Origin of the sequence: Halobacteriovorax sp. DPLXC-1, assembly GCF_036903125.1 — a bacterium.
GTDB lineage: Bacteria > Bdellovibrionota > Bacteriovoracia > Bacteriovoracales > Bacteriovoracaceae > Halobacteriovorax_A > Halobacteriovorax_A vibrionivorans.
Map to the genome: position 1 here is coordinate 1,013,962 of NZ_JAYMCO010000001.1, position 25,040 is coordinate 1,039,001.

Sequence of the window (25,040 nt, forward strand, 5' to 3'; positions counted from 1 at the left end):
TCTCTAATTTAATATGAGATTAAGCGTCAGCATCAATTGAGAAACCTTCCATTTGATCAAAGTTTAGGTAACGATAAATTGAATCGTCCTTACCTTGAAGTGGTTCCATCATTGATAGATACTCATCTTGCTTTGGAATGTATCCAAGTTTTGCACAGATTGCAGCAAGTTCTGCTGAACCTAGATAAACCTGAGCACCTTTACCAAGTCTGTTGTTAAAGTTACGTGTTGAAGTAGAGAATACTGTTACACCATCTTTAACTCGTGCTTGGTTACCCATACATAGTGAACAACCTGGCATTTCAAGTCTTGCACCAGCAGCAGCAAATTTTGAGTAGTAACCTTCTTTTGTCAGTTGGTCTTTATCCATTTTCGTTGGTGGACATACCCATAGTCTTGCATCAGCTTGACCTTGGCCATCAAGAACTGTTGCAGCAGCTCTAAAGTGTCCAATATTTGTCATACAAGAACCGATGAAAACTTCATCAATTTTATCACCTGCAACATCACTCATTTTCTTAACGTCATCTGGGTCATTTGGACAAGCAACGATTGGCTCTTTCATTTCATCAAGATCGATTTCAATAACAGCAGCGTATTCAGCGTTTGCATCCGCTTCCATTAGCTCACCATTTTCAATCCAATCATTAACTTCTTTAATTCTTCTCTCGATTGTACCTTTGTGCCCAAAACCATTTGCAATCATTGATTCCATAAGAGCAACGTTTGATCTTAGGTATTCAACAACTGTTTCACGACCTAGCTTGATCGTTGAACCAGCAGCACTTCTTTCTGCAGTTGCATCTGTAAGTTCGAATGCTTGCTCAAGTTTTAGATCTGGAAGACCTTCCATTTCAAGGATACGTCCAGCAAAGATATTTTTCTTATTCTTCTTTTCTACTGTAAGTAGACCATCTTGAATTGCTTGATAAGGAATCATATTTACAACGTCACGTAGAGTGATACCTGGTTGTAATTTTCCTTTGAATTTAACTAGAACAGACTCTGGCATATCAAGTGGCATAACACCAAGAGCAGCAGCAAATGCTACAAGTCCTGAACCAGCAGGGAATGAAATCCCAAGAGGGAATCTTGTATGTGAGTCGCCACCAGTACCAACTGTGTCTGGGATTAGAAGACGGTTTAGCCAAGAGTGAATAATTCCGTCACCCGGTCTAAGTGCAACACCTTCTCTGTCTTGAATATAAGTTGGAAGAGTAGCATGAGTAATAACATCACTTGGTTTTGGGTAAGCAGCTGTGTGACAGAAAGATTGCATAACTAGGTCTGCATTGAATTTAAGACATGCAAGTTCAGTCATCTCATCTCTTGTCATTGGCCCTGTTGTGTCTTGTGAACCAACAGTTGTCATTTTTGGAAGACATGAAGTTCCTGGAAGGATTCCTTCAACTCCACATGCTTTACCTACCATTTTTTGAGCAAGAGTATAACCTTGTCCATCTTTAGCTTCAGTTGTATGCGGTTTTGCAAAAATTCCTGATTCATTAGCAGTATTTTGACCTAGGGCCGCTCTTGCTTGATCAGTTAGCATTTTACCGATGATTAATGGAACACGTCCACCAGCTCTATATTCATCAAGAATTGTCTCAGGGCTGATATCGTATTTTGCTAGCTCTTCACCTTTTTCATCTAGAATTCTTCCTTCTAGTGGGCGAACTTCAATAATTGTTCCTGTAGTAAGTGCCGATACATCAATTCCTTGAATTGGAAGAGCACCTGAGTCTTCAGCAGTGTTAAAGAAGATTGGAGCAATTGTTGAACCGATTATTACACCACCACGTCTCTTATTTGGAACGTATGGAATATCTTCACCAATACACCAGATAAGTGAGTTACAAGCAGATTTTCTTGAAGAACCAGTTCCAACAACGTCACCTACGAAAGTAACAGGAAGCTTAAACTTTTCTTTAAGGTCTGCAATTTGCTTTGGTCCTTCTGGGAAAAGAGATCCACCCATAACATTTGCGTGAAGTGGGATATCCGCTCTTGTGAATGCAAATGGAGCAGGTGAGAAGTCATCTGTATTGATTTCACCGTCTACTTTGTAAACGACAGTTTTAATTGATTCTTCAATTTGTGGCTTATTAGTGAACCACTCAGCATTTGCCCAAGATTCAATAATCTCTTTAGCAATTGCATTGCCACCATCTGCTAATTTCTTAACATCTTCAAATACGTTTACAGCAAGTGGAAGGTTTTTAAGTTCTTTTGCTGCAAGTTTTGCAAGCGCTTCGTCACTGTCTGCAACAATATCAACTAGACCTTGAAGGTTGAAACCACCAACCATCGTTCCTAGTAATTCAACAGCATATTCTTTTGAAATAAGTGAACATGTATGTGCACCCTTTGTAATTCCAATAAGGAAACTTGCTTTTACTTGAGCTGCTGGATCAACACCTGGGTTGATGCGATCTTTTAATAGATCTAAAAGCTCTTGTGTTGGCTCAGTTTCAAGAAGTTTTACAACTTCTGTTGCTTGTTCTTTAGTAAGTGCTAATGGAGGAATACCTTCTTTGGCCCTTTCCTCAACATGTGCGTGATACTCTTCTAGAAAATTAGACATAGATCCTCGACTTTTTTAATTTAGAGTTAAATTCTTTCTTAAACATTATATGAATTATTAATGTTTTTTATCACTTTTATGGGCATATTGCTAGTGGCTTCAGAGGTTACGGTGTGTTGCGTAAATTAAGTTTTTTTAACTCATTGCATATCTTTTCATGGTCGATAATTTCATTATGAAAAAACAAGAGTTTGAATTAGAAATTGAAAAGTTGTGTGAACAAATCTTTTTTAACGAAAAATTATTAGAGTTTATCAATGTTCACAACTCCTACATCTTACAATTTGCAAAGGCATTAAGGCAGTCTTTAGATTGTGAAGTCATAAGAGGGGGTCCTGATACGGGAATTTTTGGAAGCCTCCATATGCATACTCTAAAGAATATCAATTGGATTGAAATCTATGCTGGAACAAAGGCCTTAATTGAAATAAAGAACGTTTTTGGACACAAGAGGTACCTAACGATTAGTGCATCTAAATTATCTAATATGGTCAATATGTCTTCAGACTCTGGCTATAGCTTACTTCTTAATGATGTTATGAGCACTGGCTTTTTGGCAGGTATTGAATTTGATTTTCTTCGTTATAAGAAGAGATCTTCTATTACAATTTCCAAATCTCGATCGCGGGCCGCCCAAGAATATGGTGGTACGATCCTTGAGAATGTTAAATTAATCCATAATTTAAGTACTGGTAATACAAAGTCTTTTGAAGACAAGCCTGATCTCAAATACAACTTGATAAGCTTGGCCATTGAATACCACCACTATAATATGATCCTAAATACAGAAGGTACGGGAAAGGATGCTACAGTACGAAAGATTTATTTATCCCGTGGCTCAAATCTCAGTGATTATTTTGAAAAAGAGGGCTCATTGGATATCTTTCATTTAGATGTAAAAGGAAGTCCATTATTCAATGACAACATGGGCCTAGATCCCTTAGATGGTATTTATCTAAGTTGGAAACCTCATATTATTGATGTCTATCTATTAGAAGAAGCACAGAAACATCCTCGTTTCCCTCAACTTGGAGAGGATATTAGGCAAGATCAAGAAAGTGGAGATGGGGAAGAGGCCGCTTAAGCTAGATTCTACTTTTCTAAAATTGAACTTCATAGTAGATTGAACAAAACTTGAATGAGGAAGGTTTATGAATCAATCACGTGTCGATCATATTGAGCCAAAATTAGTTTGGTCAAATTTTCAAAAATTATTAGATACTCCAAGACCAAGTTATCATGAAGAAGCTGTTCAAACTCTTCTTATGCTCTTTGGAAAAAGCCTTGGCCTAGAAACATACCGCGACGATGTAAATAATGTAATTATCAAAAAACCTGGACAACATGGAGGAGAAAAATCAGCTCCTGTTATTCTTCAGGGACATCTTGATATGGTTGCTCAAAAAAATGAAGGGAACCCACATGATTTTAAAAATGATCCAATTACAACAATAATTGATGGAGATTGGATACATGCAAATGGAACAACTTTAGGTGCTGACAATGGTATTGGTTGTGCTTTTGCAATGGGATTACTTGAGAGTAAAGATCTTCCACACCCTCCTTTAGAATGTGTCTTTACGGCTTGTGAAGAAGCAGGAATGCACGGAGCGATCGGACTAAAAGGGCACCACTTTGAAGGTAAAGTGATGTTAAACCTTGATACTGAGGAAGAAGATGAGCTAATCATCGGTTGCGCTGGTGGAGTTGATCTTATCTTTGAAAAAGAATTCTCTACACAAGAAGTAAAGAGTGAACTTTACCAATTGGTTATAAAAGGTCTTAAAGGTGGACACTCTGGAATTGATATTCATACTGAAAGATTAAGTGCTAATAAATTAATTCCTCAGGCCTTGGAAGGCGTTGAGTTAAATCTTATTTCAATAAAAGGTGGAACACTTCGAAATGCAATTGCTCGTGAGGCATTTATTGAGTTTAGTGCCACTGAAGAAGAAGTCGCTAAGTTAAGAGGTAAACTTGAAGAGTTATATCTTAAACACTCTAGCATTGAAGCAAATATAAATTTTGAAGTTAATAAAATTGAAGCTGAAACTAAAAAAGGCCTATCGATAGAAGATTCAAATAAAATTGTCGCAGCAATAAAGAATTGTTTCCATGGCGTGAAGGCCTGGGATCAAAACTTTAAGGGTGTTGTTGAAACATCAACAAATCTTGGGGTGATTACGCTAGAAGATGGAAACTTTGCGATGGCAAATCTAATTAGAAGCTCTAATGAAAGTGCAAGAGATGCATTTGCTCAAGAAATGATTGATACACAAAAAGATCTTCAAGCAAAAGCAAAGCTTGAAGGAGCTTATCCTGGTTGGAAACCTAATCCAGACTCAAAAATTCTAACCATTACAAATGAAGTATATAAAGATCTAAGAGGAAGTGAGCCAAAAATTTCTTCAATCCATGCTGGGCTAGAATGTGGGATTTTATCAAAAGCAATGCCTGATGTGGATATGATTAGTTTTGGACCTAATATTACAGGTGCACATTCTCCAGATGAGCAAGTTTCAATTTCTTCAGTTGAAAAAACTTGGGTACTTTTTCTCGAAGTAATTAAGAGGCTTATCTGATGGTTGCTATCGCTTTAAAAAATAACTTAACGACAATACTTGTCTATTTAATTGTTGTTCAAATACCGATGCTTATCGTTTATTACTTTGCTGATGAGCTAGGGATTTCAAACTTGTGGCTTTATTTTATTTGCTTAATTATCGGGTTAAGGATTGCATTCTTTAAAGATGATTACTTTAAAAAGCGCGTTGAAGGAGGCCTATTTAAACAGCTTCAATCAAAGTTTAAAAAATCTCCATCAAAAAGTGAAATCGTTAAAGCATTAAATATGACGATGAGTTTTAGAGATGCAATATTCTTTGGCAACTTAATCCTCCTTCTTATCCTTACTGCATTGTTTAACCAATTTTAACTTATAATATTTAGATAGAGCGTCGAAACAGTTATTGTGAAACTGTCTTTGACGCTATTTATATTATTATTTGTAAGCCTATTAATTCACTCCTGTCGTGATGTTCGTCGAGATATAAGCTCAATTGATGAGCTCTTTCTTGGAGAAGCTCATACCTTTAGTGCAAAGATCACTACTCTTAGAAATAATGGTAAGCGAATAACTATTTCAGGAGGGTGTGAAAACGGTGCAAAAGTCTCATTCTCTTCAGAGTTCTTAGTAAGAGGAGATTCAAAAACAGTTGATTGTGAAGATGGGCTTTATGAGAAGAAGCTCTTCTTTCAAGATGATATTGAAGGACGAATGTGGGTTCAGGTTAGGCATTTAAATCAAAGTATTGATGTACTTGTCCCTTTTGTTGATACAAAAAATCCAAGTCGTGTCATTTTAACATCTCCAGTTCCTGGCTATCGTTATGGAAATAGTATCTTCTTTTCAGGTCGATGCGAGCCAGGTGCAAAAGTTTTTATAAGAAGCTCTTATCTTGATAGCGTTCTTCGAACTGTTGGTTGTGCTAATGGTGTGTTTATTTCTTCAGTTTATTTAAAAGATAGTATCGCAGATGAAAGTCAGATCATCTTCTCTTTGTATCAAGTGGACCCTTATGGAAATAGTTCCTCGCCGATAAGGATAAATGTTGAATACCAAAATATTATGAACTCGATTACTTTAGATGAACAAATGATACCACTTGGTGATGAAGAAGCATCGATAAGTGGTAGCTGTGGTGAATTTGATTTTATAAGTATCGAAGGAGAGCAAGTTGCTTGTGAAAATAAAAGGTTTAAATACGTCTTTGATAAGTACTTGGTAGGGCAGGGGAAGAATAGGTCGTTTAGAATAGTTGTCGTTGAGGGACTTAAAACTAACGGGGCTCGCTCAAATGCAAAAATTGCCATTGTCTATAATCAATTATTTGAAACTAATCCAAGATTTTATTCTCCCACGGGAACTTACGATATACGTGAACGTAATAAACTGGTTGTAAGTGGGACTTGTGGGAAAACCTATTTCAAAGGAAGTGTTAGGCTTTATACAGCGAAAAATCCAAATATATTAAACAGTGGTGAAACAATTCCATTGAACTTTGATGGGAGCTTTTATGTTAAAAGTAATGAGTTCAGTTTAAAAGGAGAGGAGAGGATATATGCTGAATGCCGAGACTTTTATATAAAATACAAGACTAATAATTTCTATACTGATTTTAACTTTGTGGATACTTCAGATATTAATCGATTAAAAAAAGACTTATTCTTTGAGACTCCTACGATCTCACTTATTGGTAATTGTTTGAGAAAAGGACGAGTCGTTATTACCAATACAAGAGATGGTAAGACCATGAAGAGTGACTGTGTTGGAGGAGAGGTCCAATTTATTTTTGAATCTAGTCGCTTATGGGGTAAGGATGTATTTGAAGTATACGAAGAAGATGTTTTTGAAGACTTAAAGAGTGAGAAACAACTCTTTACGATCAATTATAATATTTTCCCAAATTATCCTTCTCGATTATATATTGAAGCACCATCTCCTCTATGGGGCTCTCTTTATCATGACGTAATTTTATATTGGAATTATGAGCCTGGAGATGTCGGTGGTGAGACTGATTATGGTATTTATTCTCGAGATAGTTATATACAAGCTCAGTGGAAAGCAATTCCAAGGGGAACGAGAAATATTGTTATAAGAGGACGCGATTTAGTTAAGCTAGGTTATGAAGAGTGTAGTCAAGTCCAGTTATTTTTAAAAGTGCAAAATCGTAATAAAGATCGTGCTGTCATTGTTGAGTCGAAAGGATTTTATTTTGACTTTACTCCACCGCAACCGATTGAGGTTTTAGATGTCGACTATTCACCTTTATTTAAAAAAATGTTACCGGAATTTAAAATTTCTGAAGTCGATGACAATTGTAGTGATTATATTAAACATGATTGGTTAAAAGGCATTCAATGGTATGAAGTAAGACTTTATAAAATTGATCTTATTAAAAGTAATATTGATTTAATTGATGAAATGTTTCTGTTTGAATTATCCGATATTAATAAAGCACAAAGAGTTTTTGATTTAAAAGGTGTTTATCAAATTGGGATTGTCGCTGTTGATATGGGCCTAAATCGTTCTAAAGAATATCGTTCAATTATGTTCTCATGGAATTAGAGAAATAAGAGGGCACGGAGGCCCTCGTTTTATATAACTTAGTAATGCCAAGGAAATTGAGAGAAGTCCTGATCACGTTTTTCAACGAAAGCATCGCGGCCTTCTTTTGCTTCTTCTGTTCCGTAGGCAAGTCTTGTTGCCTCACCGGCAAAGAGTTGCTGACCAACTAAACCATCATCAAGAAGATTGAATCCAAACTTAAGCATACGCATTGCTGTTGGAGATTTCGAATTCATCTCTTTTGCCCATTCAAGTGAAACTTTTTCAAGTTCAGCATGTGGAACAACTTTATTTACCATTCCCATTTGGAATGCTTCTTCAGCACTGTAGTTAAATCCGCAGAAGAAAATTTCTCGTGCACGCTTTTGTCCACACTGACGTGCAAGATAAGCAGATCCATAACCTGAATCAAAAGAAGCAACATCTGGATCAGTTTGTTTAAAGATTGCATGTTCTTTAGAAGCAATTGTCATATCACAAACAACATGAAGTGAGTGTCCACCACCTACTGCCCAGCCAGGGACTACGGCCACTACAACCTTAGGCATAAAACGGATGAGTCTTTGTACTTCAAGGATGTGAAGTCTACCTAATTTGGCCGGATCAGGAGTTCCATCACCATCAACATATTTATAACCATCTTTACCTCTGATTCTCTGGTCTCCACCTGAGCAGAACGCCCATCCACCATCTTTTGGTGAAGGTCCGTTTCCAGTAATCAGTACAACACCTACATCACTCCACATTCTTGCGTGATCAAGAGCTCGGTAGAGTTCATCCACTGTTTGTGGTCTAAATGCATTGCGGCATTCTGGGCGATTGAAAGCAATTCTCACTGTCCCTTGGTCGACAGCACGATGATAAGTAATATCTTTGAAGTCGAAACCTTCAACTTCTTTCCAAGCACTTGCGTCAAAAATATCTGAAACCATTTTGATCTCCTTTTTGCTCAATATAAAATGACTGAGTTAAAGTGTCATTCATAACTTTATATGCGGCCCGTCTAAACATATTGTTTCTAATGCGCTCAAATAGAGATATGAAAAAACTAATACTAGCTCTATTTTTTATTCTTTCTGCAGGCTTTGTCTTTGCAGAAGTAACTGTAACTATTGATGGCCAGAGATACTTTTGCTCTGTAGATGGAAGGCCACCACAAGATCGTGAATGGAGATGTGTCCCTCATTGTACTAGAAGAAGCTTTGATGGGGATTGCATGCGTTACGGACAGGATTATTGTGGTTATGATGCGACTTGTATTAAGCGTTGTGAAAGACGTGATACAAGTGGTGATTGTATGAGATATGGCGATGATATCTGCCGTTCAGAACAATAATAAGAAATAGTACCGTTATTTAACTCTTTTTATTTCTTCAACTTTTATATGAAAGTGGGATGTTTCTGTCTCTGTTTCACCACTTATTAAAAAGATTGTGTCGCGATTATAGCTAGTATCTTCCCCAAGTAAGCTTGGGTTCATTTTTACTAATAATAATCCGAAGCTATCTTGTATTAAATAGAAGTCATTTTTTAGAGATTTAAATATTGTACCTTGAATACGAACATTTTTTTTGTCACTTGGTGATCGACGAAGTTCACTAGTTTTATAAATACTCCCTTCTTCTTTTCCTAGATAGAGTCCTGGGCTTGAGCAACCAAGAAGGGTGGTGAATAGAAATAATTGAAAGTATTTTGCCATGGATAAATTGTATTTAATATTTCCCGCTTTGACTATAGAAGTTAGTCGGCCCATAATTAAGGAATGGAAATGATTCAAAAGATAATTATTTGTACTTTATTGATAACAACATCTTACGCCGACTTTAACGGCCGTTGGAGTGGTGAAGGCTTTGCAAAGACAGCCTCTGCTTCAAGCCCATGTGAAAATGTATATTTTCGACTTTCTCTTTCTCAAGAAAAATTTAAAATTCAAGATGGTGGATATAACTGTAGTGGATTAAGTGCTGAGTATCCATATTCTGTCTTTACGATTCAAGGAAGCGACCTAATTTATAAAGGTGAAATCTCTGGTCGCATTAGTGATAATGAGATAGAAATATTTTCAATAGAAGATGGCTTTCAATTACTTTTTACAAAAATTGATAATCAAACAATTAAAGTAGAGGAAAGATGGCAAGATGGTGATGATTTTCTCGTAATCAATTCATCTTTAGAATTAATTAAATAAGAAGGTTTTGTGATTAAAAATAATATGGTTTCTGGCTTTAGCTTTATCAAGCACGGGCTCACTCTTGAATATCCAATTTTAGAAAGTGTTCAAAGTATAGATCCACTCTGTGATGAGGTGGTTATTAATGTTGGTTTTGAAACTCCTGAGTGTGACAAAGATGACGGAACTTATGAATATCTTAGAGATAATCTTACAGGAGAGCGATATAAGTTTATTAAGTCATGGTGGGACCCATCAATAATGAGTCGTGGACTTATTCTTTCTCAACAAACAAATATTGCAATGGAAGCTTGTAAGGGCTCAATCGGCCAATATATCCAAGGTGATGAGGCCATTCATGAAGATGACCTTCCTTTAATTGAAGAAGGAATTAAAAAAATGGTTGATCGTAAAGAAATCGAAGGACTTCTTTACAATTATACTCATTTTTTTGGAAATACTGATCTTTATAAATTTGATCCTCATTCATATCGTAAAGAAGTGAGAACTGTTAGGCTTGGAATAGGGCTTGAGAGCTATCTTGATGCTCAAGGGTTTCGTTTTTCAGATGGCAGAAAGCCGAGTGCTATAGAGACTGGTGCTCGTATTTTCCACTATGGATGGGCCAGAAGAGAGAATGCGATGTCTGATAAAAAGCGTGCATTTGAAAAGCTTTATTTTGGAAAAGATCATGAATCTGAAGAGTATACATATGATCGAATTTTTGGGCTTAGAAAATTTGAAGGAACACACCCTGCATTGCTCAAGTCTTGGATTGAAAAAAATCATAATGATGTAACATTTGAACAATTAAATGACCCACGTATCTTTGCTAATTTTAAGAATTGGATTCGTTTAATGGTAGAAGAATATACCGGCCATATGATAGGTGAGTTTCGAAACTATAAAAAGATTAAGTAAGTTAAGCTGCTTTTTTATAATTATCGAGTTTTTCTTGGGCCTCCATAAATTCTTCAAACTCTCTGCGTAGAGTTGCATCAGTCATTCCGTCTGAAATTAAGTCAAAGGCAAAGTGAAAGAACTCTCTCCAGTTATTTTCTAATTCTTGATTCCAATTATTTAAATGATATGTCTCTAGAGCTTCGAGAAAAGCTTGCTCAAAAACAGGAAAATAGACTTCTGAAATATCAACTTTAAATTGGTATTCTCCAAGACCTCGCAGATAGTATTTCAAATAACTAGGTTGGTTCAGATTTTTCACCGCAATAGTCATGGCACGAGATGCAAGAGCATTGAGGTTTTCAAAATCAACATGACGAAAAAGCTTTTGCATATCTGGCTCGATAATGAAGACATTATCAAAGAATGTACGCCAGAAATTCGTTAGGTTAGGCTCGATACGATAAAAGGACTCTTTAATTGCTTGTGTGTCAAATCGATAATTTATGACCATTTTCAATTCCCATTTGCTGTTACTATCTAGCTAGCGCATCGTATCTCTAGTAAATGATCATGATTTAATTTTTCTTAAGATTGAGTTGAGTCTATTATTTACAGATTGTATGAGATACGAGAATCTAAGCTAAGCATAGGACATCATGAAAATACTAGAAGTTAATGATTTAACATATAATTTTGATCGTAAGTCGATCTGCCAATTTGATAAAATCTCTTTTGATTTAAATAAAGGAGAGGTTTTAACTCTTTTAGGTCCTTCGGGGACAGGAAAGACTACCTTATTTAATATCCTCTGCGATAGGTTAACTCCGCTTTCTGGAGAGGTAAAAAAAAGTCATGACCTAAAAATTGAGATTGTTTCTGGTGTTGATGGCCTTAATTGGGATAAGACAGTATTCGAAAATATTGAAGATCATCTCTTATTAGATAATCCTGAAGCGGACTCTAATCGAGTTAGAGATATGATTGAGATTTTTGGCCTTGAATATAAGGACCATAAACGTTTAGATGAATTATCTGCGGGACAATTACAAAGGCTTTTATTTGCTCGTTCAATGGTTATCTCGCCAGATGTACTTCTCTTAGATGAGCCATTTTCAAATATTGATGAGTTTTTAAAAGCGACTTTATGTCATGAAATATTTGAAATATTTAAAGAAAATGAGATTTCCTTAATCTTCATTACCCATAATTTGAAAGAAGCTTACTCTTTAAGTGATCGTTTGATGTACTTAAGTGGAGCTAAACTTCAAGTATATAATAATCCTTACGATTTTTACCGAAGACCTCTTACTATCGATGCTGCTCGTTTTGGCGGGCTCGTCAATCTCGTTGCTGGGCCTGTTACTGGGCGAGCGGATAAGAGTTTAACTCTTAAAAATGACTTCGGTCAATTTGAGGTCATTGATGATATTGGTATTTCTAATCAATTTGCTTACCTTGCTTTTCGTCCTAAACATTTGAAAGTAACTCCTGATGGTGACATAAAGGGACGTATTAAAGTCATTCGCCGTTTTGGTGAATTTGATATTTTAGAAGTGGCATCGACAAATTCTAAAATTCTACGTGTACAAGTTGATGATGCAAGTAGCTTCCAAGTAGGACAGCAACTATCCCTATCAATTGATGTGGCCAATTCTTTCCTTTTACCAGTTTAGGAAAAACTTAACCAAATCTTGTCTTCGCTGCAATTAAAAGCTCCCATAAAATATTGTGAATATATTTCTCTTGGGAGCGGATCATGAAATTCTTAATTATAGGCTTTTGTATTATTCTCTCGATACTTGCATTTGCAGGAGATATTAATACTAAAAAGAGCTTCATTAAATGGCACGCTACTAAAGTAGGTGGAGAGCATTGGGGCCATATCAAATTTAAGGATGGTAATATCCAAACTAATGATAAAGGAGAGCCGATAAAAGCTTCCTTTACTGTTGATATGAGTACAATCGATGTTCGTGATTTAGAAGGTGAATGGAAAGAGAAGCTGCAAAATCACTTAAGAACAGGCGATTTCTTTGAGATTTCAAAATATCCAACAGCGACAATGGAGACTTCAAATATAAAAAAGATTGGAGATAATAAATATCGTGTGAAGGGAAACTTCAAAATCAAGAATAAGATTCAGCCTATAACTTTTGATATGACCTATAATGGTAAGCTTGCCAGTGGAAGTTTCAGCTTTGATCGAACAAAGTTTGGAATTATGTACCGTTCAACTTTACTCGGCACGTTAGGAGATAAGGTCATTCACGATAAGGTTGATTTAGAGTTTAAGGTTCAATAACGACTTTACAAAAACTTGACGCAGTTATCATAATAAAAGTGTGCATGGATCTGGGATCTATGCTACTTTAGCCTCATATGAAGGCTGGAACTATAAAATATGCATTTTTTGAAAAGGATCACTACTTAATTCCCATTACGAGAAGAAGTAAGAATCCTATTGCTGACTATAAGAAAGAGTTAGTTGAAAAATCAATTGAGAAAGAATTAAATCTCAAGGTGAAGCATATTAGCTCTAAGTCAATGATTGAAAAAGGTGACAAGAAGCTAAAGTAATTGCTTTTCTTTAGGTATTTCTACTGTCACAAAATTTCCACTTCTCCACGGATCATCAAAACTTAACTTACTAGCAACTAATTGCAGTCCGATATCGTTTCCGTTTCCTTTCCCATAGCGTGGATCTCCCATGACTGGAAAACCAAGTTCAGTAAATTGAATACGAATCTGGTGCTTGCGTCCCGTAATAAGTTTTACTTCAACAATGGAAGTTTTCTCTAGCTTTTTTTTAACAGTATATTCTAAGATGGCCTCTTTTCCATCGATAACACTTTCAAGTCTCTTTGACTCTGGAGGATGGCCTTTTACTTCAGCTTGATAAGTCTTTTCAATCTTATGATCTTTAATTTGTTGAGAAAATGCTCTTGCTCCTTTCTTTGTGTAAGCAATAATCATGACACCTGAAGTTTCTTTATCGAGGCGGTGAATGAGAAAAGGCTCGCGTCCCATGCGCTTATGAAGCTCTCTTAAAATTGTGTAGCTATCACCATACTTCGTCCCTTGGCATAGAACGCCAACAGGTTTGTAGTAAACACCATAGTGATGAGTTTCGTGAAGGCATTTAAGCTCACTCATATCTTGTTCTTGAATATTGAGATCAACAAAGAGTTTGATGGTTTGACCACGCTTTACTTCATACTTGGCCTTGCGAATACGCTCTGGCTTTGCTGACTTTGTCCAACAAGCACCTTGTTTCATAAGATTTTTAATTTTTATCTTTGATAATTCAATATTTGATTTTTCACATTTTGATGCGAGAAGATCAACTGCGCTCATATCTGTATGGGCCTTGGCCGTTACGGTAAATTTATTAGTCATATCTATTTCTTATCCATTATAAAAAGGGCAGCCGCTGCATCCACTTTGGCAACAATCGTTAATATCCGCATCTTCATCGACTCTCAAATTAGGTGAGACGAGTGAAAGACTATAGGTTTTTAGTCCTCTTACCATACCGATGAAAGTAAAGAGGTCTGGATTTTCGAGGGGAGTTTGCATTGTTCCAAGATTTAGTGAAAGGGCAAGGTGATGAGCTATTGAGTGCGTATCACAAAGGATATTAAACTGCGCTGAACTCTCTTCATTTAGAGTCACGATGAACTTTTCACTATAGGAGTCGATGATATATTCTTTCATTAGCTTCCAATTGATGGCCAAATATTGTAATTTAATCTTATGTACTACGACTTTCCAATTCAATATGATGAACCTGTTTTTAGGCCACCTTCTGAAGGTCGCTCCCTTCTTATACAACAAACCATTGGCTGCTCCAATAATAAATGTACTTATTGCAATATGTACCGTTCAAAAACCTATAAAGAGCGAAACCCGTCCGAGGTCGTGGAGGATATTCGCAAGGCCGGTGCCTATTATCGCCGCTTTGAAATGCGTCCATCTAAAGTATTTTTATGTGATGGCGACGCTCTTGGTGCTCCTACAGAGGATATCTATAAGAGTTTACTGGCAATTAGTGAAGAATTTGGGGATATACGAGTGGGCGTTTATGCCACAGCTCAAAATATGCTGGATAAAACAGATGAGGAGCTACGTTTTCTTAAGGAAGCTGGACTTGGGATCTGCTACCTCGGAATGGAGAGTGGGTGCGATAAAGTTCTTCATATGACCGTAAAAGGCAATACGGCCCAAGATATGATTGATGGCTCATTGAAAGTAATGGCCGCTGGTATGAAGTTATCAGTTATTGCCATGCTAGGGCTTGGTGGAAAGAAGCATACCCAAACGCATGTGGTAGAGACGGCTAAAGTTCTGTCTAAAATTTCTCCTGATTATCTCTCGTTTCTCACAACTATGGCCGTTGAAGGAACGCCATATCATCGAATGGTGACACGAGGCTTTGAGATGCTTACGACAAAAGAAATTCTCGGTGAAATGCACGATATTTTAAGTGGAATTCAGGCAAGTCGTGAGATTTTACTTCGAATTAACCATGTTTCTAATATGTATCCTATTGGAGGAAGCCTGCCACAAGACCAGGCAACGATAATTCAACAAGTTAAGCAGTGGTACGATGAAGCTCCTGTGGGAACTTATCCACCAAAACCTTCACATATGTAGGAATTCGCAGTATAAAAAGCTCATGTTTGAAATGACTCAAGACCAATTCACAATCGCTTTTATTATTCTATCTGTTCTGATCTTTATACTTTCGATTGGAGTGGGCTTCTTTTATATAAAATTAAAAGAGGAAACTCGAAAGAGAATTGCTGAACACGATAAGATGGAAGCAAGAGAAAAAGAACGTCAGGCTTTTGTTCGCGATAGCCTTATTACAATTGCACGAGCCTTTGTGCAAAAGCAGTGTGAGGCCAGTGAAGCTTGTATCAGAATTAGAATGCTAATTGATCGCGTTGACTTCGTTGAAAACACAGACTTTCCAGTTATCTTTTCAATGTATGAAGAGATCAAACACTTTGATACTCATCAAGCAAGAAAAGACCTTTCAAAACAAGAACGTTTCAACCAAGATAAACAGCGATTTGCCATTGAAGACAAACATATGGATAATTTAGTTATTGAATGTGAAAAGTTAATAACTAATTTATCGGCCAATTAATGCAATATTACGTCCACAATCTGAATCCAATCGCTATTGATTTTCTAGGAATAAAAATTGCATGGTATTGGCTGGCCTATTTCCTTGGCTACTTCTGGACACTCTATTTTGGAAAATATTTAATCACAAAAGAAAAACTCAATATTAGTTTTACTCATTACTTAAACTATCTCTTTGTAGGCTTCTTTGTCATGCTGGCCGGAGGGAAGATATTCTATATTCTCTTTTATAATTTCTCCTATTATGCAGCTGACTTAAAAAGAGTTTTTTATTTTTGGCAGGGAGGAATGAGCTTTCATGGGGCCTTGCTAGGTGCTGCTCTATGGACTTTCTATTACGCTAAGAAACATGGCCTGAAGTTTCTAGAGTTAACAGACATTGTAGTAACTGGTGTAGGTATTGGAATTATGCTTGGCCGTATTGCAAATTTCATTAATGGAGAACTGGCCGGGAGAGTTACTGATGTTTCCTGGGCGGTGATATTTCCAAAGCTCTATGATATGAGTCCACGCCATCCTTCACAACTTTATGAAGCTCTCCTAGAAGGTCTTTTGCTATTTATTATTCTCTTTGCTTGTAAGAAGAATTTAAAAAGGCCAGGACTAAACTCTGGCCTATTTCTGATTATCTATGGAATTTCTCGTTTTATCGTTGAGTTCTTTCGAACACCGGACCCTCAAATTGGTCTCTTCTTCGATTTATTCTCAGTAGGGCAATTCTATTGTGCAGTGATGATCCTAATTGGAATAGGAATTATTTCTTTGCCTTCTCGTTAATAGCATTTTCATATTGCTTTAGAAGTTCAGGATCAACTTCTGTTGGTGTAATTTTTCTAAAACTCTTACGAGCATTAATCATATTATCACACCTGTGAACGGCACCGTCCCCCTCAACTGGAACGTTTTTACGTCCATCTTTCATCCATGTAATTTCTTTTCCACAATAACGACATGATGCCATGAGTAACTCCCTGATTATAAAGCAATTTAGAGTGTTAATTTTAGTCTTTTTGGGTTATTCTAACAACCATAAAAAACATCCGGAGTGCATAGTGTTAGATATAAAATTTATCAGAGAAAACGTTGATCTAGTAAAAGAGGTTATTGCTAATAAAGGTGTTGGCCTTGATCTTGATGAATTATTAACAATTGATGGAAAACTCTCTGAACTAAAAACTAAACAACAAGAATTGCAAGAGAAGAGAAATGCTCACTCAAAGCTAATTCCTAAAGCATCCAATGAAGACAGACCAAAACTTATTGCTGAAGGTAAAGAAATCGCCGCTCAGCTTAAGGAAATGAATCCTGAAATAAGTGAACTTGAAGAAAAATTTAAGACGTTAATGTACTTAACTCCAATGCCTCCATCTAAAGATGCGCCAATTGGAAAAGACGATACTGAAAATGTTATTTCTCGAGTTGAAGGAGAGAAGCCAAACTTCTCATTCACACCAAGACACCACGTTGATATTTTAGAGATGAACGAATGGGCAGAGTTTAAAAATATCGCAAAAGTTTGCGGGTCTCGCTCTTACTCTTTAAGAAATGATATGGTTCTTCTTGAGATGGCCATGCACCGTATGGCACTTGATATGCTAATTGAGAAGGGATTCACTCTTGTGTCTTCACCTTCAATGGCAAGGGAAGATGCTCTCTATGGAACAGGTCACTTTCCAACAGGAAGAGAAGACGCTTACTATATTCCAGATCATGATATTTACTTATCGGGAACTGCTGAAGTTCAACTAAATAGTCTTCACGGTGGAGAAATCCTAAGCGAAGCAGACCTACCAATTCTCTATGCTGGATTCTCGCCATGCTTTAGAGGTGAGGCCGGAAGTTATGGAAAGGATGTAAAAGGTCTAATCCGTGTTCACCAATTCCAAAAAACAGAACAATTTATTATCTGTAAAGGAGAAGAGGCTGAGTCTGAAAAATGGCACAACGCCCTTCTTGAAACAGCTGAAGAATTTTGTAAACATCTAGAGCTTCCTTACCAAATTCTCGAAGTTTGTACTGGAGATATGGGAGCAGGAAAGTATCGTATGTTCGATATTGAATGCTGGGTACCAAGTGAAGAGAAGTATCGTGAGACTCACTCATGTTCTGCACTTCACGACTGGCAATCAAGAAGAACAAATACTCGTTATAGAGATGCTGATGGAAACGTAAAGCATGTTTATACTCTAAATAATACAATGGTTGCGACTCCAAGAATCTTGGTACCATTTATTGAAAACCACCAGCAAGAAGATGGATCTGTTTATATTCCAGAAAAACTTCGTATGTATATGGGTGGGAAAGAGTTCCTAAAAGGTAGAAGTAATAAATAATGGATATTAAGGGAGGATAAGACTTAGCGTTTGAATCCCTTGATGTGCACTTGAAAGTTTTAGTTCACAACCATGAGACTTTGTCATGGATTGAGCAAGCCCAATCATATTACTATTTGTCGTTAACATCTCGCCCTTAAGAATCTTAACGCCACGTTTTTTAGCTTCAACAATAAGTAGAGAAAGAAGTTCTTTTCCAACTCCCATTCCTTGAAATTTATCAATAATAGTTATAGCGAATTCAGCTTCTTCATGATTTTCTCGGAAAATATCAAAGCGAGCGATTCCCATAGGATGAATAGGTGATGTTGCTGTGATTGCACCAATTGCGTAGTGAAACCTCTTATCATATTCAGTCAGGCTTATAAGTTCTTTGCCTGTTAGGCCTTTCTTAGCAGCAAAAAAGCGATGGTAAATAGATTTAGGTTGCATTTCCTTGATGCCTTCAAGGATGAGTTTCTTGTCAGAAGCCGAAACTTCACGAATTAGGGCCTTATGTCCTTTAAAATCGTAAATATGTTCTAACGATACTGCTTCCACATTGAAATCATAGCACAGCTTCTCTTTTCAAGTATAGAGCTAGTACTTATAAAGCGGAATATTTTGACATGAGATACCGTAAATGCGTAAAATTAATAGTAAAGTACTTATGGAGGAGACTTAATAATGGATAATTTCTACCCACTTAAAAAAGTGGCCGATATATATGGTGACCCAAATTTAAAATTTACGATTCAAGACTTAGAATCGCAAAATAAAATTCCAAGCTCCCGCAAGTACCGTAGTGGCGCAATCTTTAGAAAAGGTTGGCCGACTGGGTTACTTCCACAAATAGGTGAAGAGGTTGGATATTTCAAAAAGTTTGAAAAGTCGACTTCCGTTTGCGTTTTTACGACAAAGGGTGGAGTTTTAAAATCAACTCTTGCTTTAAACCTTGCTCGTACAGCTGCATTACACGGACAAAGAGTTTGTGTTGTCGGTCTTGATATTCAGGGAGATGTCACAACGTCTTTAGGTTATGACTCTGAAGTTGATGATGGTGAAGACCTTGGTGAACTGATTCAGCGTTTAGACCAAACAAAAGGACTCTGTGATTACTTTAGTGGTGAAGCCACTTTAGAAGATGTGATTGTTCAGGTTGGTCTACCAAATCTCTTTATCATTCCAGAAACACCTGAGTTAGTTGCTTTAAATGATTCTTTAAATAATATTAACCGACGTGAGTTTTGGTTAAAAGAACGTGTTATTGATCCTTTAAAAGAACACTTTGACCTTGTGATTATGGACTGTTCTCCAAATTGGAATAAGTTAACTACAAATGCTCTTGTAGCATGTGATGCGCTAATTTCTCCTCTGGAGTGTAAGATTAATAACTTTAGAAACTTTAGAGTTTTCTCACACTTCTTAAAAGAATTTAAAGATGAAATGAGATTAGATTTTGAATCTATTTTTGTTCCAACAAAATATTCTTCTAATAAAAAATTAAGTAACGATATCCTTAATTGGTACTACGCCAATGTTGAAGGCTGTACGACAATTGGAATCAAGGAATCAGTTAGCGCAGAAGAAGCAATGGCCTTAAACCTTTCAATTGCAGAACACGCAAGTGGAAAACCGATTGCAAAAGATACGATTGAGTTATTTAAGCAAATTCATAAAGCAATTGAAGAGTCGCATTCACGTCGATCAAATCAGTCTGAATCATTGAAGCATCAAGCGCGTGTTATGGGTGGGATTGCAAATAGCAATCTTGGCAACCTTGGGGCGTCACTTGGACATGGGGTTTAAATTATGGCAATTGGCCTAGGCGATTTAGCCGCTAAAAATAAAGTAGCAACTCAAAAAGTAGGAGAGGTAAGAAAGACTTCTCCTATTAATAATGATCTTCTAAAGAATCATAATGAAGCCACTGAAAAAAATAATCGTCAGAACCAATTAAGGCCATGGGAGGCAAAGTCTCAGGCCCAAAAGAGTACAGTAGCATCTCTTGCTGTTAAAAAGGCAAGTGAGGTTGCTATGAAAAATGAAGCTATGGCCCGTGAACTTAGAAAGAGCTTTACGAGTGCTCAAAAAGAGCTAGAGCTTGAAATGTATATTGAAAATCGTGAAAAAGAATTTCTTAATATGGATAATTCACGTGATCTAAATAAATCAAGAAAGAGAATCCATACACATCGATCTTTTCTAAAAAGATTAAGAGATTCACTCTTTAGGTCTTAGACTCTTATCAATTTTAAAATTCTCAAATTCTCGATCATTAAAGCAATGGAGAATTTTATTTGTATATTTCTTTAAAAGTACTTTTTGATTTCCACCTTTAAAGAATTCATTGAAGGCCTTGGAACATAGCTTCTTTGTAAACTTATGATCAACTTCGCTACACTTTTCAATAAATTTACATGAATTAGGATAGCCTCGATAGCACTTCATCGATTCGATATCGCAACTTTCTTCGCTTACTTTCTTTCCATCACATGAAAAGAATAGGGCAGTAAAGCTAAGAAGAAAAAAAATATTAAATAACGCCTTCATCAATGAGAATGTCCTTAAATTTATTAATAATATCATGTTCGAAATCATCAATATGTTTCACTGTTATTTCCATGAGAGCATCTCTTGGATTCATTCCAGATATTGTTACATGCTTATCATATGTATTAACTAGGGATAGAATCATAATCGGTAAAGTTAAATTCTTAAGCTTATTTGGCCCTTTCCCTGTTAGTACTTCTTCGTGATTGACGATTAACTCAAGAACACCTTTTTTAACCCAAGGTCGATCTTTTAGAGCACTAATGGCGTCCTTTACATGTAGGCCATATATTCTTTGCTCATCATCATTCATATCTTCTTTATGTTTTTTGAACAACTCTTGATCTTGTTTGTTTAGTCTTGTTAAACCTACATCGTGTAAAAGAGCGGCAGTGGAGATATTAGAAATTTCTTTGTCACTACATCCCACTCGAATTGCTAATCTCGTTGCCAAGCTTGCAACATTCATAGAGTGTGCGATTACAAGATCTGTATCAATTGTTTTCTTCTCAAAAAATTCTTTTAAAGCATCTGGACCAGTTTCTAAAACTTTCTTAAGTTTTTGTGCTGCCACTTCAGTCATTTCATAACTTTTTTCACTATCTGGGTTTTGAAATGATTGCTCTACGGCGGTTAGACATGCTCCTTCAACCACAGCAACTTTTTGCTCTAAATCAAGGTCTTGATCTTCAAGTTTTTCATTCATGAGTTCTTGAATATATGTTTGATACATATGGATATCTTTATCATCGATATAGAATTTAGCCACTTTCTGTTTCGTTAACTTTTCTAATTTATCTGTTGGAATCAGAGTTCCGGCTTCCTGATACTTTAAGTAAGTCTCTTTAAAATAAATATAGAGATCAAAAGTGATCGTCTTGGATGGACTAATAGTTGTAATTTGTAATGGTATAAACTTCATCTCTTCTCATTAAATTATATCTATACTATTAGTGTATTTCTAAAACGTGTTTATTACAATAATAGAGGAGAATTATTCTTCTTTAATAGGAATTTTAAAAGAGACAAGAGTTCCAGGATTTTGGTTTTCAATGATGAAGGTTATGTTTAAGAGTTCAGAATAAGAGCGAATAATAAAGTATCCAAACCCTGATCCTTTCTCTCCAAGTGTACCAATACTTATACCTGTATCATGATGGTTTTTTATTTTTTGAATTTTTTCTTTTTTGATACCAATACCATTGTCAATAATATCAATGACTAAGTGATCGTTCTTAAGTTTTGAATCTATTTTTATGAAACCACCTTCTGGTGTGAACTTAATTGCATTAGAGATGACGTTTCCAATAATTTGATGAGTGAGAATTGGAAGGTTAGAAACGATAACCTGATTTATATTATCTTGGTTAATTTTAAGCTTTATATTTTTTCTATCACATTGAGGTCGAAATATTGTCTCAATATTATTTATTAACTCCCTGATAGCAAAAGGCTTCATCTCTGGTTTGTTATTTATTAAGGCTTGTTCTGACTTAACATTGTCTAAAATGTCTTTTATATGATTTGTCGCTGAATAGATCTTTGGCCAAGCTTTTTTATCATCGACATGGCCTCTTCTTAAGTATCGACTAGCATAACCAGAGATCACAAATAGTGAGTTGGCAATATCATGAGAAAGTACTCTGAGCAGTCGAATATACTTTTGTTGATCAAGATTTTTGATCTTATTAATTTCATTTTCTTTTTTGATTCGATTAATTTTTAACCCTAGTGCAATAGATAACACAAAAGTCTCGATAACATTTCCAAAAAGAATGGAGTGTTGTGTATAGAAGTTATATTCAATGAGTCCATATGAGGATGCAAAATAAGCAAATGCACTTGCATATAAAATAAGCCATGAAAGTAAATAAACCTTTGACTCTGAGCTTGGATTTTTAAAGTTAATATAAATTGTCGTTCCAAGAACAGTTATACAGACATACAGAATGTATAAGTCAATGACTGTTCCAACTGGAATCGTCCCAATCCATACTTCATTAAGGCTAATGAGTGTGCAGCATATAATCCATATTATTGTAGAGATGATCTTTAAGCATCGAAAAAGTTTTTGATTTATTTTTTCAAAATCTAAAAGCTTATAAGCGAAGGTGAAAGTAAAAAATGCGGCAGATGTACTAAATACACCGAGAATACTTTTTAGAAGATATAAACCTAGAATATTTTGAAGATATCCCGTGAGTGTCATTACTGTTAAGCATACAAAGAATAAGAAACTTGAGTATATGAAATAGGCCGTTTCGCGTACAAGAAAAAATAGTACAAAGTTATAAATTAGCAAGGATAGGATTATCCCAAAGTAGAGTGTATTTAATATGATATGGGCATACTCTGTTTTAAAGAAATTATTTAAACTGTATAGGTTTACTTCAGAGTCTAATCGATGAATAGATTTTAGTTTAACAACGTAAGACTTTTGTTCTCCACTAGGAATATTTACGTAGAAAGAATTGAATAAGCGAAATGTGGATTCTTCCCATGTTTGAGTTTTTGTTAAAACTCCATCATTTAGAAGAAAAAGATTACTCGTATCAATAAAGCTAGATGTAAAGTGGACGGCCCCTTTAAATAGACTACTACTGTCATTTTTAAGGGTTATCTTAAACCAGATATAGTCTTTGGTGTATTCAATGTTAAATGAGTTTGCTTTATTAGTATGGAAGTCAGTATTTTGGAATTCTTTATTAGAACTACGTCTTATTGAGATTGCTTTTGTAATATTAACCTTATTATTCTTTAAAAGCTCAGCTGTATTATTTGTAATTTCATAGATTGAATCATTCGCTGCGCAAATAGAAGGAACTATCATTAGAAAACTAAAGAGAATAATCAATTTTTGATAGCGAAAAAACATATAGATATTATAGGGCTTAATAAGACTTATTGAAAAGAATTTGTTTAAGTTCTATCTGTAAAAAATCAGCTAATCTTTCTTTGATAGAATCAATTTGAAAATGTACAATTTGAATATATTTATGCTTTAGAGAGTAACTTATGAAGAAGTTGAATTTTTATTTTGATTTTACGTCACCATATTCATACCTGAGTATGATGAAAATAAATAACGGCCAATTAGATGATCAATATGATATCGAGTTTATGCCTGTTATGGTGGGACGTTTATTTGCTTTGAATGAATTATCAGCTCCAGCTCAAGTGAAAAATAAAGCACTTTATCTTTTCAAAGAAGCCTTAAGGTCTGCAGATAGACAAGGAGTAGAGTTGACTTCTCCGAGAACCTTGCCATTTAATTCTCTTCCATACTTGAGGATGGCATTAGGTTTAAAAGAAGATAAAGTTAAACAAAGAGAATTTATAGTTAAGACTTTTCAATACGGTTGGAGAGGTGGACTTGATTATGAAGACTACGATGGGTTTAAAGCATATATAACTAAAGATTGCTTACTAGAAGCTGAGTACGAAGAATTAGAAAATTCTAAAGAGTTAAAAAAAGAACTTAAGAAATTAATAAACTCTGCGTATGAAAGAAAAATTTTTGGTGTTCCTACATTTGAGGTTAACGATGATTTTTATTGGGGTGATCACAATTTCGAGTCCCTCGCAAAAAAAGAATTTTTAGACTATAATCAACACAAAGAATTTTTAAAGTTCAAAGAATTTTTTAAGGATGAAAAATGAAAAACATAATTAAGTTATTTACAATTCTTCTTTTAAGCTCATTTGTATTTGCAAATACAAAAGTAATCTTAAAGACTAATTTTGGAGATATCACTTTAAAACTTTACGATAAGAAAGCTCCAAAAACTGTAAAAAACTTTCTCGAATACGTAAACTCTGACTTCTATAATGAAACGATCTTTCATCGAGTGATTGATGGTTTTATGATTCAAGGTGGGGGATATGATACAAATCTTAAAAAGAAGAAAACAAATAAGCCAATTGAAAATGAAGCGACTAATGGCCTAAGTAATGTACTTGGAACAATTGCAATGGCACGTACATCGGTAATTAATTCGGCGACTTCTCAATTCTTTATCAATGTTAAAGACAATACTTTCCTTGATCATACAGGAAAATCACCTTCTCAATATGGATACGCAGTATTTGGTAAAGTCATAAGTGGAATGGCCGTGGTTAATCGAATCAAGAAGACAAAAACTGGAAAGAATGGACCATTTCAGAATTTACCAAACACAAATATCGTGATTAAGAAGGCTTACGTCCTCCCTTAAGCTTCATGCCGTAGTTGAGAGCTCG

The 25,040-nt window shown here is 35.6% G+C and carries 29 protein-coding genes; 18 read left to right on the forward strand and 11 right to left on the reverse strand.

Translation table 11 applies throughout. From position 1 onward, the window contains the following. Positions 1–19 precede the first annotated feature (19 nt). A complete protein-coding gene (gene acnB, locus VCM44_RS04935; protein ID WP_120405232.1) occupies positions 20–2,584 on the reverse strand; it encodes a bifunctional aconitate hydratase 2/2-methylisocitrate dehydratase in 2,565 nt (854 codons plus the stop codon). A gap of 175 nt (positions 2,585–2,759) precedes the next feature. Here acnB and VCM44_RS04940 point away from each other — a divergent pair, with 175 nt between their 5' ends. From VCM44_RS04940 to VCM44_RS04955, 4 genes are all read left to right on the forward strand, one after another. Further along, positions 2,760–3,668 carry a hypothetical protein gene (locus VCM44_RS04940; RefSeq protein WP_120405231.1) on the forward strand — a complete coding sequence of 303 codons (909 nt, stop codon included), beginning with the start codon at positions 2,760–2,762 and terminating at the stop codon, positions 3,666–3,668. 67 nt (positions 3,669–3,735) lie between these two features. Next, positions 3,736–5,166 carry an aminoacyl-histidine dipeptidase gene (locus VCM44_RS04945; protein WP_334678169.1) on the forward strand — a complete coding sequence of 477 codons (1,431 nt, stop codon included), beginning with the start codon at positions 3,736–3,738 and terminating at the stop codon, positions 5,164–5,166. Next, on the forward strand, positions 5,166–5,519 hold the full coding sequence (locus tag VCM44_RS04950) for a hypothetical protein (protein WP_114705307.1): 354 nt from the start codon (positions 5,166–5,168) through the stop codon (positions 5,517–5,519). The genes VCM44_RS04945 and VCM44_RS04950 overlap by 1 nt, the downstream gene beginning before the upstream one ends. A gap of 48 nt (positions 5,520–5,567) precedes the next feature. Then, a complete protein-coding gene (locus VCM44_RS04955; protein WP_334678170.1) occupies positions 5,568–7,712 on the forward strand; it encodes a hypothetical protein in 2,145 nt (714 codons plus the stop codon). A gap of 38 nt (positions 7,713–7,750) precedes the next feature. On the opposite strand, the gene VCM44_RS04960 is transcribed toward VCM44_RS04955, so the two are convergent. Beyond that, on the reverse strand, positions 7,751–8,644 hold the full coding sequence (locus VCM44_RS04960) for a 1,4-dihydroxy-2-naphthoyl-CoA synthase (RefSeq protein WP_114705305.1): 894 nt from the start codon (positions 8,642–8,644) through the stop codon (positions 7,751–7,753). Between the two features lie 107 nt (positions 8,645–8,751). On the opposite strand from VCM44_RS04960, the gene VCM44_RS04965 reads away from it, so the two are divergent. Beyond that, positions 8,752–9,048 (forward strand): hypothetical protein, encoded by a 297-nt coding sequence (locus VCM44_RS04965; protein WP_133296847.1) that lies wholly within the window; start codon positions 8,752–8,754, stop codon positions 9,046–9,048. 15 nt (positions 9,049–9,063) lie between these two features. Here the strand turns inward: VCM44_RS04965 and VCM44_RS04970 are convergent, their stop codons facing one another. After that, positions 9,064–9,411: a hypothetical protein gene (locus VCM44_RS04970; RefSeq protein WP_114705303.1), complete on the reverse strand. Its 348-nt coding sequence runs from the start codon at positions 9,409–9,411 to the stop codon at positions 9,064–9,066. 69 nt (positions 9,412–9,480) lie between these two features. Here VCM44_RS04970 and VCM44_RS04975 point away from each other — a divergent pair, with 69 nt between their 5' ends. Together VCM44_RS04975 and VCM44_RS04980 are read left to right on the forward strand one after the other, a co-directional pair. Further along, positions 9,481–9,900: a hypothetical protein gene (locus VCM44_RS04975; protein ID WP_114705302.1), complete on the forward strand. Its 420-nt coding sequence runs from the start codon at positions 9,481–9,483 to the stop codon at positions 9,898–9,900. A gap of 9 nt (positions 9,901–9,909) precedes the next feature. Continuing rightward, positions 9,910–10,803 (forward strand): hypothetical protein, encoded by an 894-nt coding sequence (locus VCM44_RS04980; protein WP_114705301.1) that lies wholly within the window; start codon positions 9,910–9,912, stop codon positions 10,801–10,803. A 1-nt stretch (position 10,804) separates the two neighbouring features. Here VCM44_RS04980 and VCM44_RS04985 read toward each other — a convergent pair whose 3' ends face one another. After that, a complete protein-coding gene (locus tag VCM44_RS04985; protein ID WP_114705300.1) occupies positions 10,805–11,296 on the reverse strand; it encodes a globin domain-containing protein in 492 nt (163 codons plus the stop codon). Between the two features lie 145 nt (positions 11,297–11,441). Between VCM44_RS04985 and VCM44_RS04990 the strand changes: the two genes are divergently transcribed. The 3 genes from VCM44_RS04990 to VCM44_RS05000 all read left to right on the forward strand — a co-directional run bounded on the left by VCM44_RS04990 (position 11,442) and on the right by VCM44_RS05000 (position 13,362). Then, positions 11,442–12,458, forward strand: coding sequence for an ABC transporter ATP-binding protein (locus VCM44_RS04990; protein ID WP_334678171.1), 1,017 nt, complete (start codon positions 11,442–11,444; stop codon positions 12,456–12,458). Positions 12,459–12,541: 83 nt separating this feature from the next. Next, positions 12,542–13,087, forward strand: coding sequence for a YceI family protein (locus tag VCM44_RS04995; protein ID WP_334678172.1), 546 nt, complete (start codon positions 12,542–12,544; stop codon positions 13,085–13,087). Positions 13,088–13,164: 77 nt separating this feature from the next. Beyond that, positions 13,165–13,362: a hypothetical protein gene (locus VCM44_RS05000; protein ID WP_334678173.1), complete on the forward strand. Its 198-nt coding sequence runs from the start codon at positions 13,165–13,167 to the stop codon at positions 13,360–13,362. On the opposite strand, the gene VCM44_RS05005 is transcribed toward VCM44_RS05000, so the two are convergent. Beyond that, positions 13,354–14,181 carry an RluA family pseudouridine synthase gene (locus VCM44_RS05005; protein WP_334678174.1) on the reverse strand — a complete coding sequence of 276 codons (828 nt, stop codon included), beginning with the start codon at positions 14,179–14,181 and terminating at the stop codon, positions 13,354–13,356. The genes VCM44_RS05000 and VCM44_RS05005 overlap by 9 nt on opposite strands. Positions 14,182–14,190: 9 nt before the next feature. Further along, positions 14,191–14,499: a hypothetical protein gene (locus VCM44_RS05010; RefSeq protein ID WP_334678175.1), complete on the reverse strand. Its 309-nt coding sequence runs from the start codon at positions 14,497–14,499 to the stop codon at positions 14,191–14,193. A 39-nt stretch (positions 14,500–14,538) separates the two neighbouring features. Here VCM44_RS05010 and VCM44_RS05015 point away from each other — a divergent pair, with 39 nt between their 5' ends. From VCM44_RS05015 to lgt, 3 genes are read left to right on the forward strand one after another with little or no spacing between them, the layout of a single operon-like run. Next, a complete protein-coding gene (locus VCM44_RS05015; protein WP_334678176.1) occupies positions 14,539–15,438 on the forward strand; it encodes a radical SAM protein in 900 nt (299 codons plus the stop codon). Between the two features lie 22 nt (positions 15,439–15,460). Further along, positions 15,461–15,937 (forward strand): DUF2489 domain-containing protein, encoded by a 477-nt coding sequence (locus VCM44_RS05020; protein ID WP_158536723.1) that lies wholly within the window; start codon positions 15,461–15,463, stop codon positions 15,935–15,937. Further along, on the forward strand, positions 15,937–16,713 hold the full coding sequence (gene lgt / locus VCM44_RS05025) for a prolipoprotein diacylglyceryl transferase (RefSeq protein ID WP_334678177.1): 777 nt from the start codon (positions 15,937–15,939) through the stop codon (positions 16,711–16,713). The genes VCM44_RS05020 and lgt overlap by 1 nt, the downstream gene beginning before the upstream one ends. Here the strand turns inward: lgt and VCM44_RS05030 are convergent. Then, the gene (locus VCM44_RS05030; protein WP_114705291.1) at positions 16,691–16,897 is read right to left on the reverse strand and encodes a hypothetical protein; all 207 of its coding nucleotides are present in this window, start codon (positions 16,895–16,897) and stop codon (positions 16,691–16,693) included. The two genes, lgt and VCM44_RS05030, sit on opposite strands and share 23 nt — an antisense overlap. A 91-nt stretch (positions 16,898–16,988) precedes the next feature. Between VCM44_RS05030 and serS the strand changes: the two genes are divergently transcribed. Next, positions 16,989–18,269, forward strand: coding sequence for a serine--tRNA ligase (gene serS / locus VCM44_RS05035; protein WP_114705290.1), 1,281 nt, complete (start codon positions 16,989–16,991; stop codon positions 18,267–18,269). A 6-nt stretch (positions 18,270–18,275) separates the two neighbouring features. Here serS and VCM44_RS05040 read toward each other — a convergent pair whose 3' ends face one another. After that, entirely contained in the window at positions 18,276–18,809 is a 534-nt protein-coding gene (locus VCM44_RS05040; RefSeq protein ID WP_114705289.1) for a GNAT family N-acetyltransferase, read from the reverse strand. A 126-nt stretch (positions 18,810–18,935) separates the two neighbouring features. Here VCM44_RS05040 and VCM44_RS05045 point away from each other — a divergent pair, with 126 nt between their 5' ends. Next, positions 18,936–20,057 (forward strand): ParA family protein, encoded by a 1,122-nt coding sequence (locus tag VCM44_RS05045; RefSeq protein ID WP_114705288.1) that lies wholly within the window; start codon positions 18,936–18,938, stop codon positions 20,055–20,057. Between the two features lie 3 nt (positions 20,058–20,060). Next, complete coding sequence (locus tag VCM44_RS05050; protein WP_114705287.1) at positions 20,061–20,489, forward strand: hypothetical protein; 429 nt, start codon at positions 20,061–20,063, stop codon at positions 20,487–20,489. Here VCM44_RS05050 and VCM44_RS05055 read toward each other — a convergent pair. From VCM44_RS05055 to VCM44_RS05065, 3 genes are all read right to left on the reverse strand, one after another. Beyond that, positions 20,472–20,801 carry a hypothetical protein gene (locus VCM44_RS05055; RefSeq protein ID WP_334678178.1) on the reverse strand — a complete coding sequence of 110 codons (330 nt, stop codon included), beginning with the start codon at positions 20,799–20,801 and terminating at the stop codon, positions 20,472–20,474. The two genes, VCM44_RS05050 and VCM44_RS05055, sit on opposite strands and share 18 nt — an antisense overlap. Then, on the reverse strand, positions 20,785–21,723 hold the full coding sequence (locus tag VCM44_RS05060) for an HD-GYP domain-containing protein (RefSeq protein ID WP_334678179.1): 939 nt from the start codon (positions 21,721–21,723) through the stop codon (positions 20,785–20,787). Before VCM44_RS05060 ends, VCM44_RS05055 begins: the two co-directional genes overlap by 17 nt. A 72-nt stretch (positions 21,724–21,795) precedes the next feature. After that, positions 21,796–23,676, reverse strand: coding sequence for a sensor histidine kinase (locus tag VCM44_RS05065; protein WP_334678180.1), 1,881 nt, complete (start codon positions 23,674–23,676; stop codon positions 21,796–21,798). A 140-nt stretch (positions 23,677–23,816) separates the two neighbouring features. Here VCM44_RS05065 and VCM44_RS05070 point away from each other — a divergent pair, with 140 nt between their 5' ends. After that, positions 23,817–24,461, forward strand: a complete 645-nt coding sequence (locus tag VCM44_RS05070) for a DsbA family protein (RefSeq protein ID WP_334678181.1) — start codon at positions 23,817–23,819, stop codon at positions 24,459–24,461. Then, positions 24,458–25,015 carry a peptidylprolyl isomerase gene (locus tag VCM44_RS05075; protein WP_334678182.1) on the forward strand — a complete coding sequence of 186 codons (558 nt, stop codon included), beginning with the start codon at positions 24,458–24,460 and terminating at the stop codon, positions 25,013–25,015. The genes VCM44_RS05070 and VCM44_RS05075 overlap by 4 nt, the downstream gene beginning before the upstream one ends. Positions 25,016–25,040: the final 25 nt, after the last annotated feature.

Excerpts from the sequence above, each read along its gene's own strand:
- acnB (WP_120405232.1), bottom strand. The coding sequence starts at position 2,584 with ATGTCTAATTTTCTAGAAGAGTATCACGCACATGTTGAGGAAAGGGCC.
- VCM44_RS04940 (WP_120405231.1), top strand. The coding sequence starts at position 2,760 with ATGAAAAAACAAGAGTTTGAATTAGAAATTGAAAAGTTGTGTGAACAA.
- VCM44_RS04945 (WP_334678169.1), top strand. The coding sequence starts at position 3,736 with ATGAATCAATCACGTGTCGATCATATTGAGCCAAAATTAGTTTGGTCA.
- VCM44_RS04950 (WP_114705307.1), top strand. The coding sequence starts at position 5,166 with ATGGTTGCTATCGCTTTAAAAAATAACTTAACGACAATACTTGTCTAT.
- VCM44_RS04960 (WP_114705305.1), bottom strand. The coding sequence starts at position 8,644 with ATGGTTTCAGATATTTTTGACGCAAGTGCTTGGAAAGAAGTTGAAGGT.
- VCM44_RS04965 (WP_133296847.1), top strand. The coding sequence starts at position 8,752 with ATGAAAAAACTAATACTAGCTCTATTTTTTATTCTTTCTGCAGGCTTT.
- VCM44_RS04970 (WP_114705303.1), bottom strand. The coding sequence starts at position 9,411 with ATGGCAAAATACTTTCAATTATTTCTATTCACCACCCTTCTTGGTTGC.
- VCM44_RS04975 (WP_114705302.1), top strand. The coding sequence starts at position 9,481 with ATGATTCAAAAGATAATTATTTGTACTTTATTGATAACAACATCTTAC.
- VCM44_RS04985 (WP_114705300.1), bottom strand. The coding sequence starts at position 11,296 with ATGGTCATAAATTATCGATTTGACACACAAGCAATTAAAGAGTCCTTT.
- VCM44_RS04990 (WP_334678171.1), top strand. The coding sequence starts at position 11,442 with ATGAAAATACTAGAAGTTAATGATTTAACATATAATTTTGATCGTAAG.
- VCM44_RS04995 (WP_334678172.1), top strand. The coding sequence starts at position 12,542 with ATGAAATTCTTAATTATAGGCTTTTGTATTATTCTCTCGATACTTGCA.
- VCM44_RS05000 (WP_334678173.1), top strand. The coding sequence starts at position 13,165 with ATGAAGGCTGGAACTATAAAATATGCATTTTTTGAAAAGGATCACTAC.
- VCM44_RS05005 (WP_334678174.1), bottom strand. The coding sequence starts at position 14,181 with ATGACTAATAAATTTACCGTAACGGCCAAGGCCCATACAGATATGAGC.
- VCM44_RS05010 (WP_334678175.1), bottom strand. The coding sequence starts at position 14,499 with ATGAAAGAATATATCATCGACTCCTATAGTGAAAAGTTCATCGTGACT.
- VCM44_RS05015 (WP_334678176.1), top strand. The coding sequence starts at position 14,539 with ATGTACTACGACTTTCCAATTCAATATGATGAACCTGTTTTTAGGCCA.
- VCM44_RS05020 (WP_158536723.1), top strand. The coding sequence starts at position 15,461 with ATGTTTGAAATGACTCAAGACCAATTCACAATCGCTTTTATTATTCTA.
- lgt (WP_334678177.1), top strand. The coding sequence starts at position 15,937 with ATGCAATATTACGTCCACAATCTGAATCCAATCGCTATTGATTTTCTA.
- VCM44_RS05030 (WP_114705291.1), bottom strand. The coding sequence starts at position 16,897 with ATGGCATCATGTCGTTATTGTGGAAAAGAAATTACATGGATGAAAGAT.
- VCM44_RS05045 (WP_114705288.1), top strand. The coding sequence starts at position 18,936 with ATGGATAATTTCTACCCACTTAAAAAAGTGGCCGATATATATGGTGAC.
- VCM44_RS05050 (WP_114705287.1), top strand. The coding sequence starts at position 20,061 with ATGGCAATTGGCCTAGGCGATTTAGCCGCTAAAAATAAAGTAGCAACT.
- VCM44_RS05055 (WP_334678178.1), bottom strand. The coding sequence starts at position 20,801 with ATGAAGGCGTTATTTAATATTTTTTTTCTTCTTAGCTTTACTGCCCTA.
- VCM44_RS05060 (WP_334678179.1), bottom strand. The coding sequence starts at position 21,723 with ATGAAGTTTATACCATTACAAATTACAACTATTAGTCCATCCAAGACG.
- VCM44_RS05065 (WP_334678180.1), bottom strand. The coding sequence starts at position 23,676 with ATGTTTTTTCGCTATCAAAAATTGATTATTCTCTTTAGTTTTCTAATG.
- VCM44_RS05070 (WP_334678181.1), top strand. The coding sequence starts at position 23,817 with ATGAAGAAGTTGAATTTTTATTTTGATTTTACGTCACCATATTCATAC.
- VCM44_RS05075 (WP_334678182.1), top strand. The coding sequence starts at position 24,458 with ATGAAAAACATAATTAAGTTATTTACAATTCTTCTTTTAAGCTCATTT.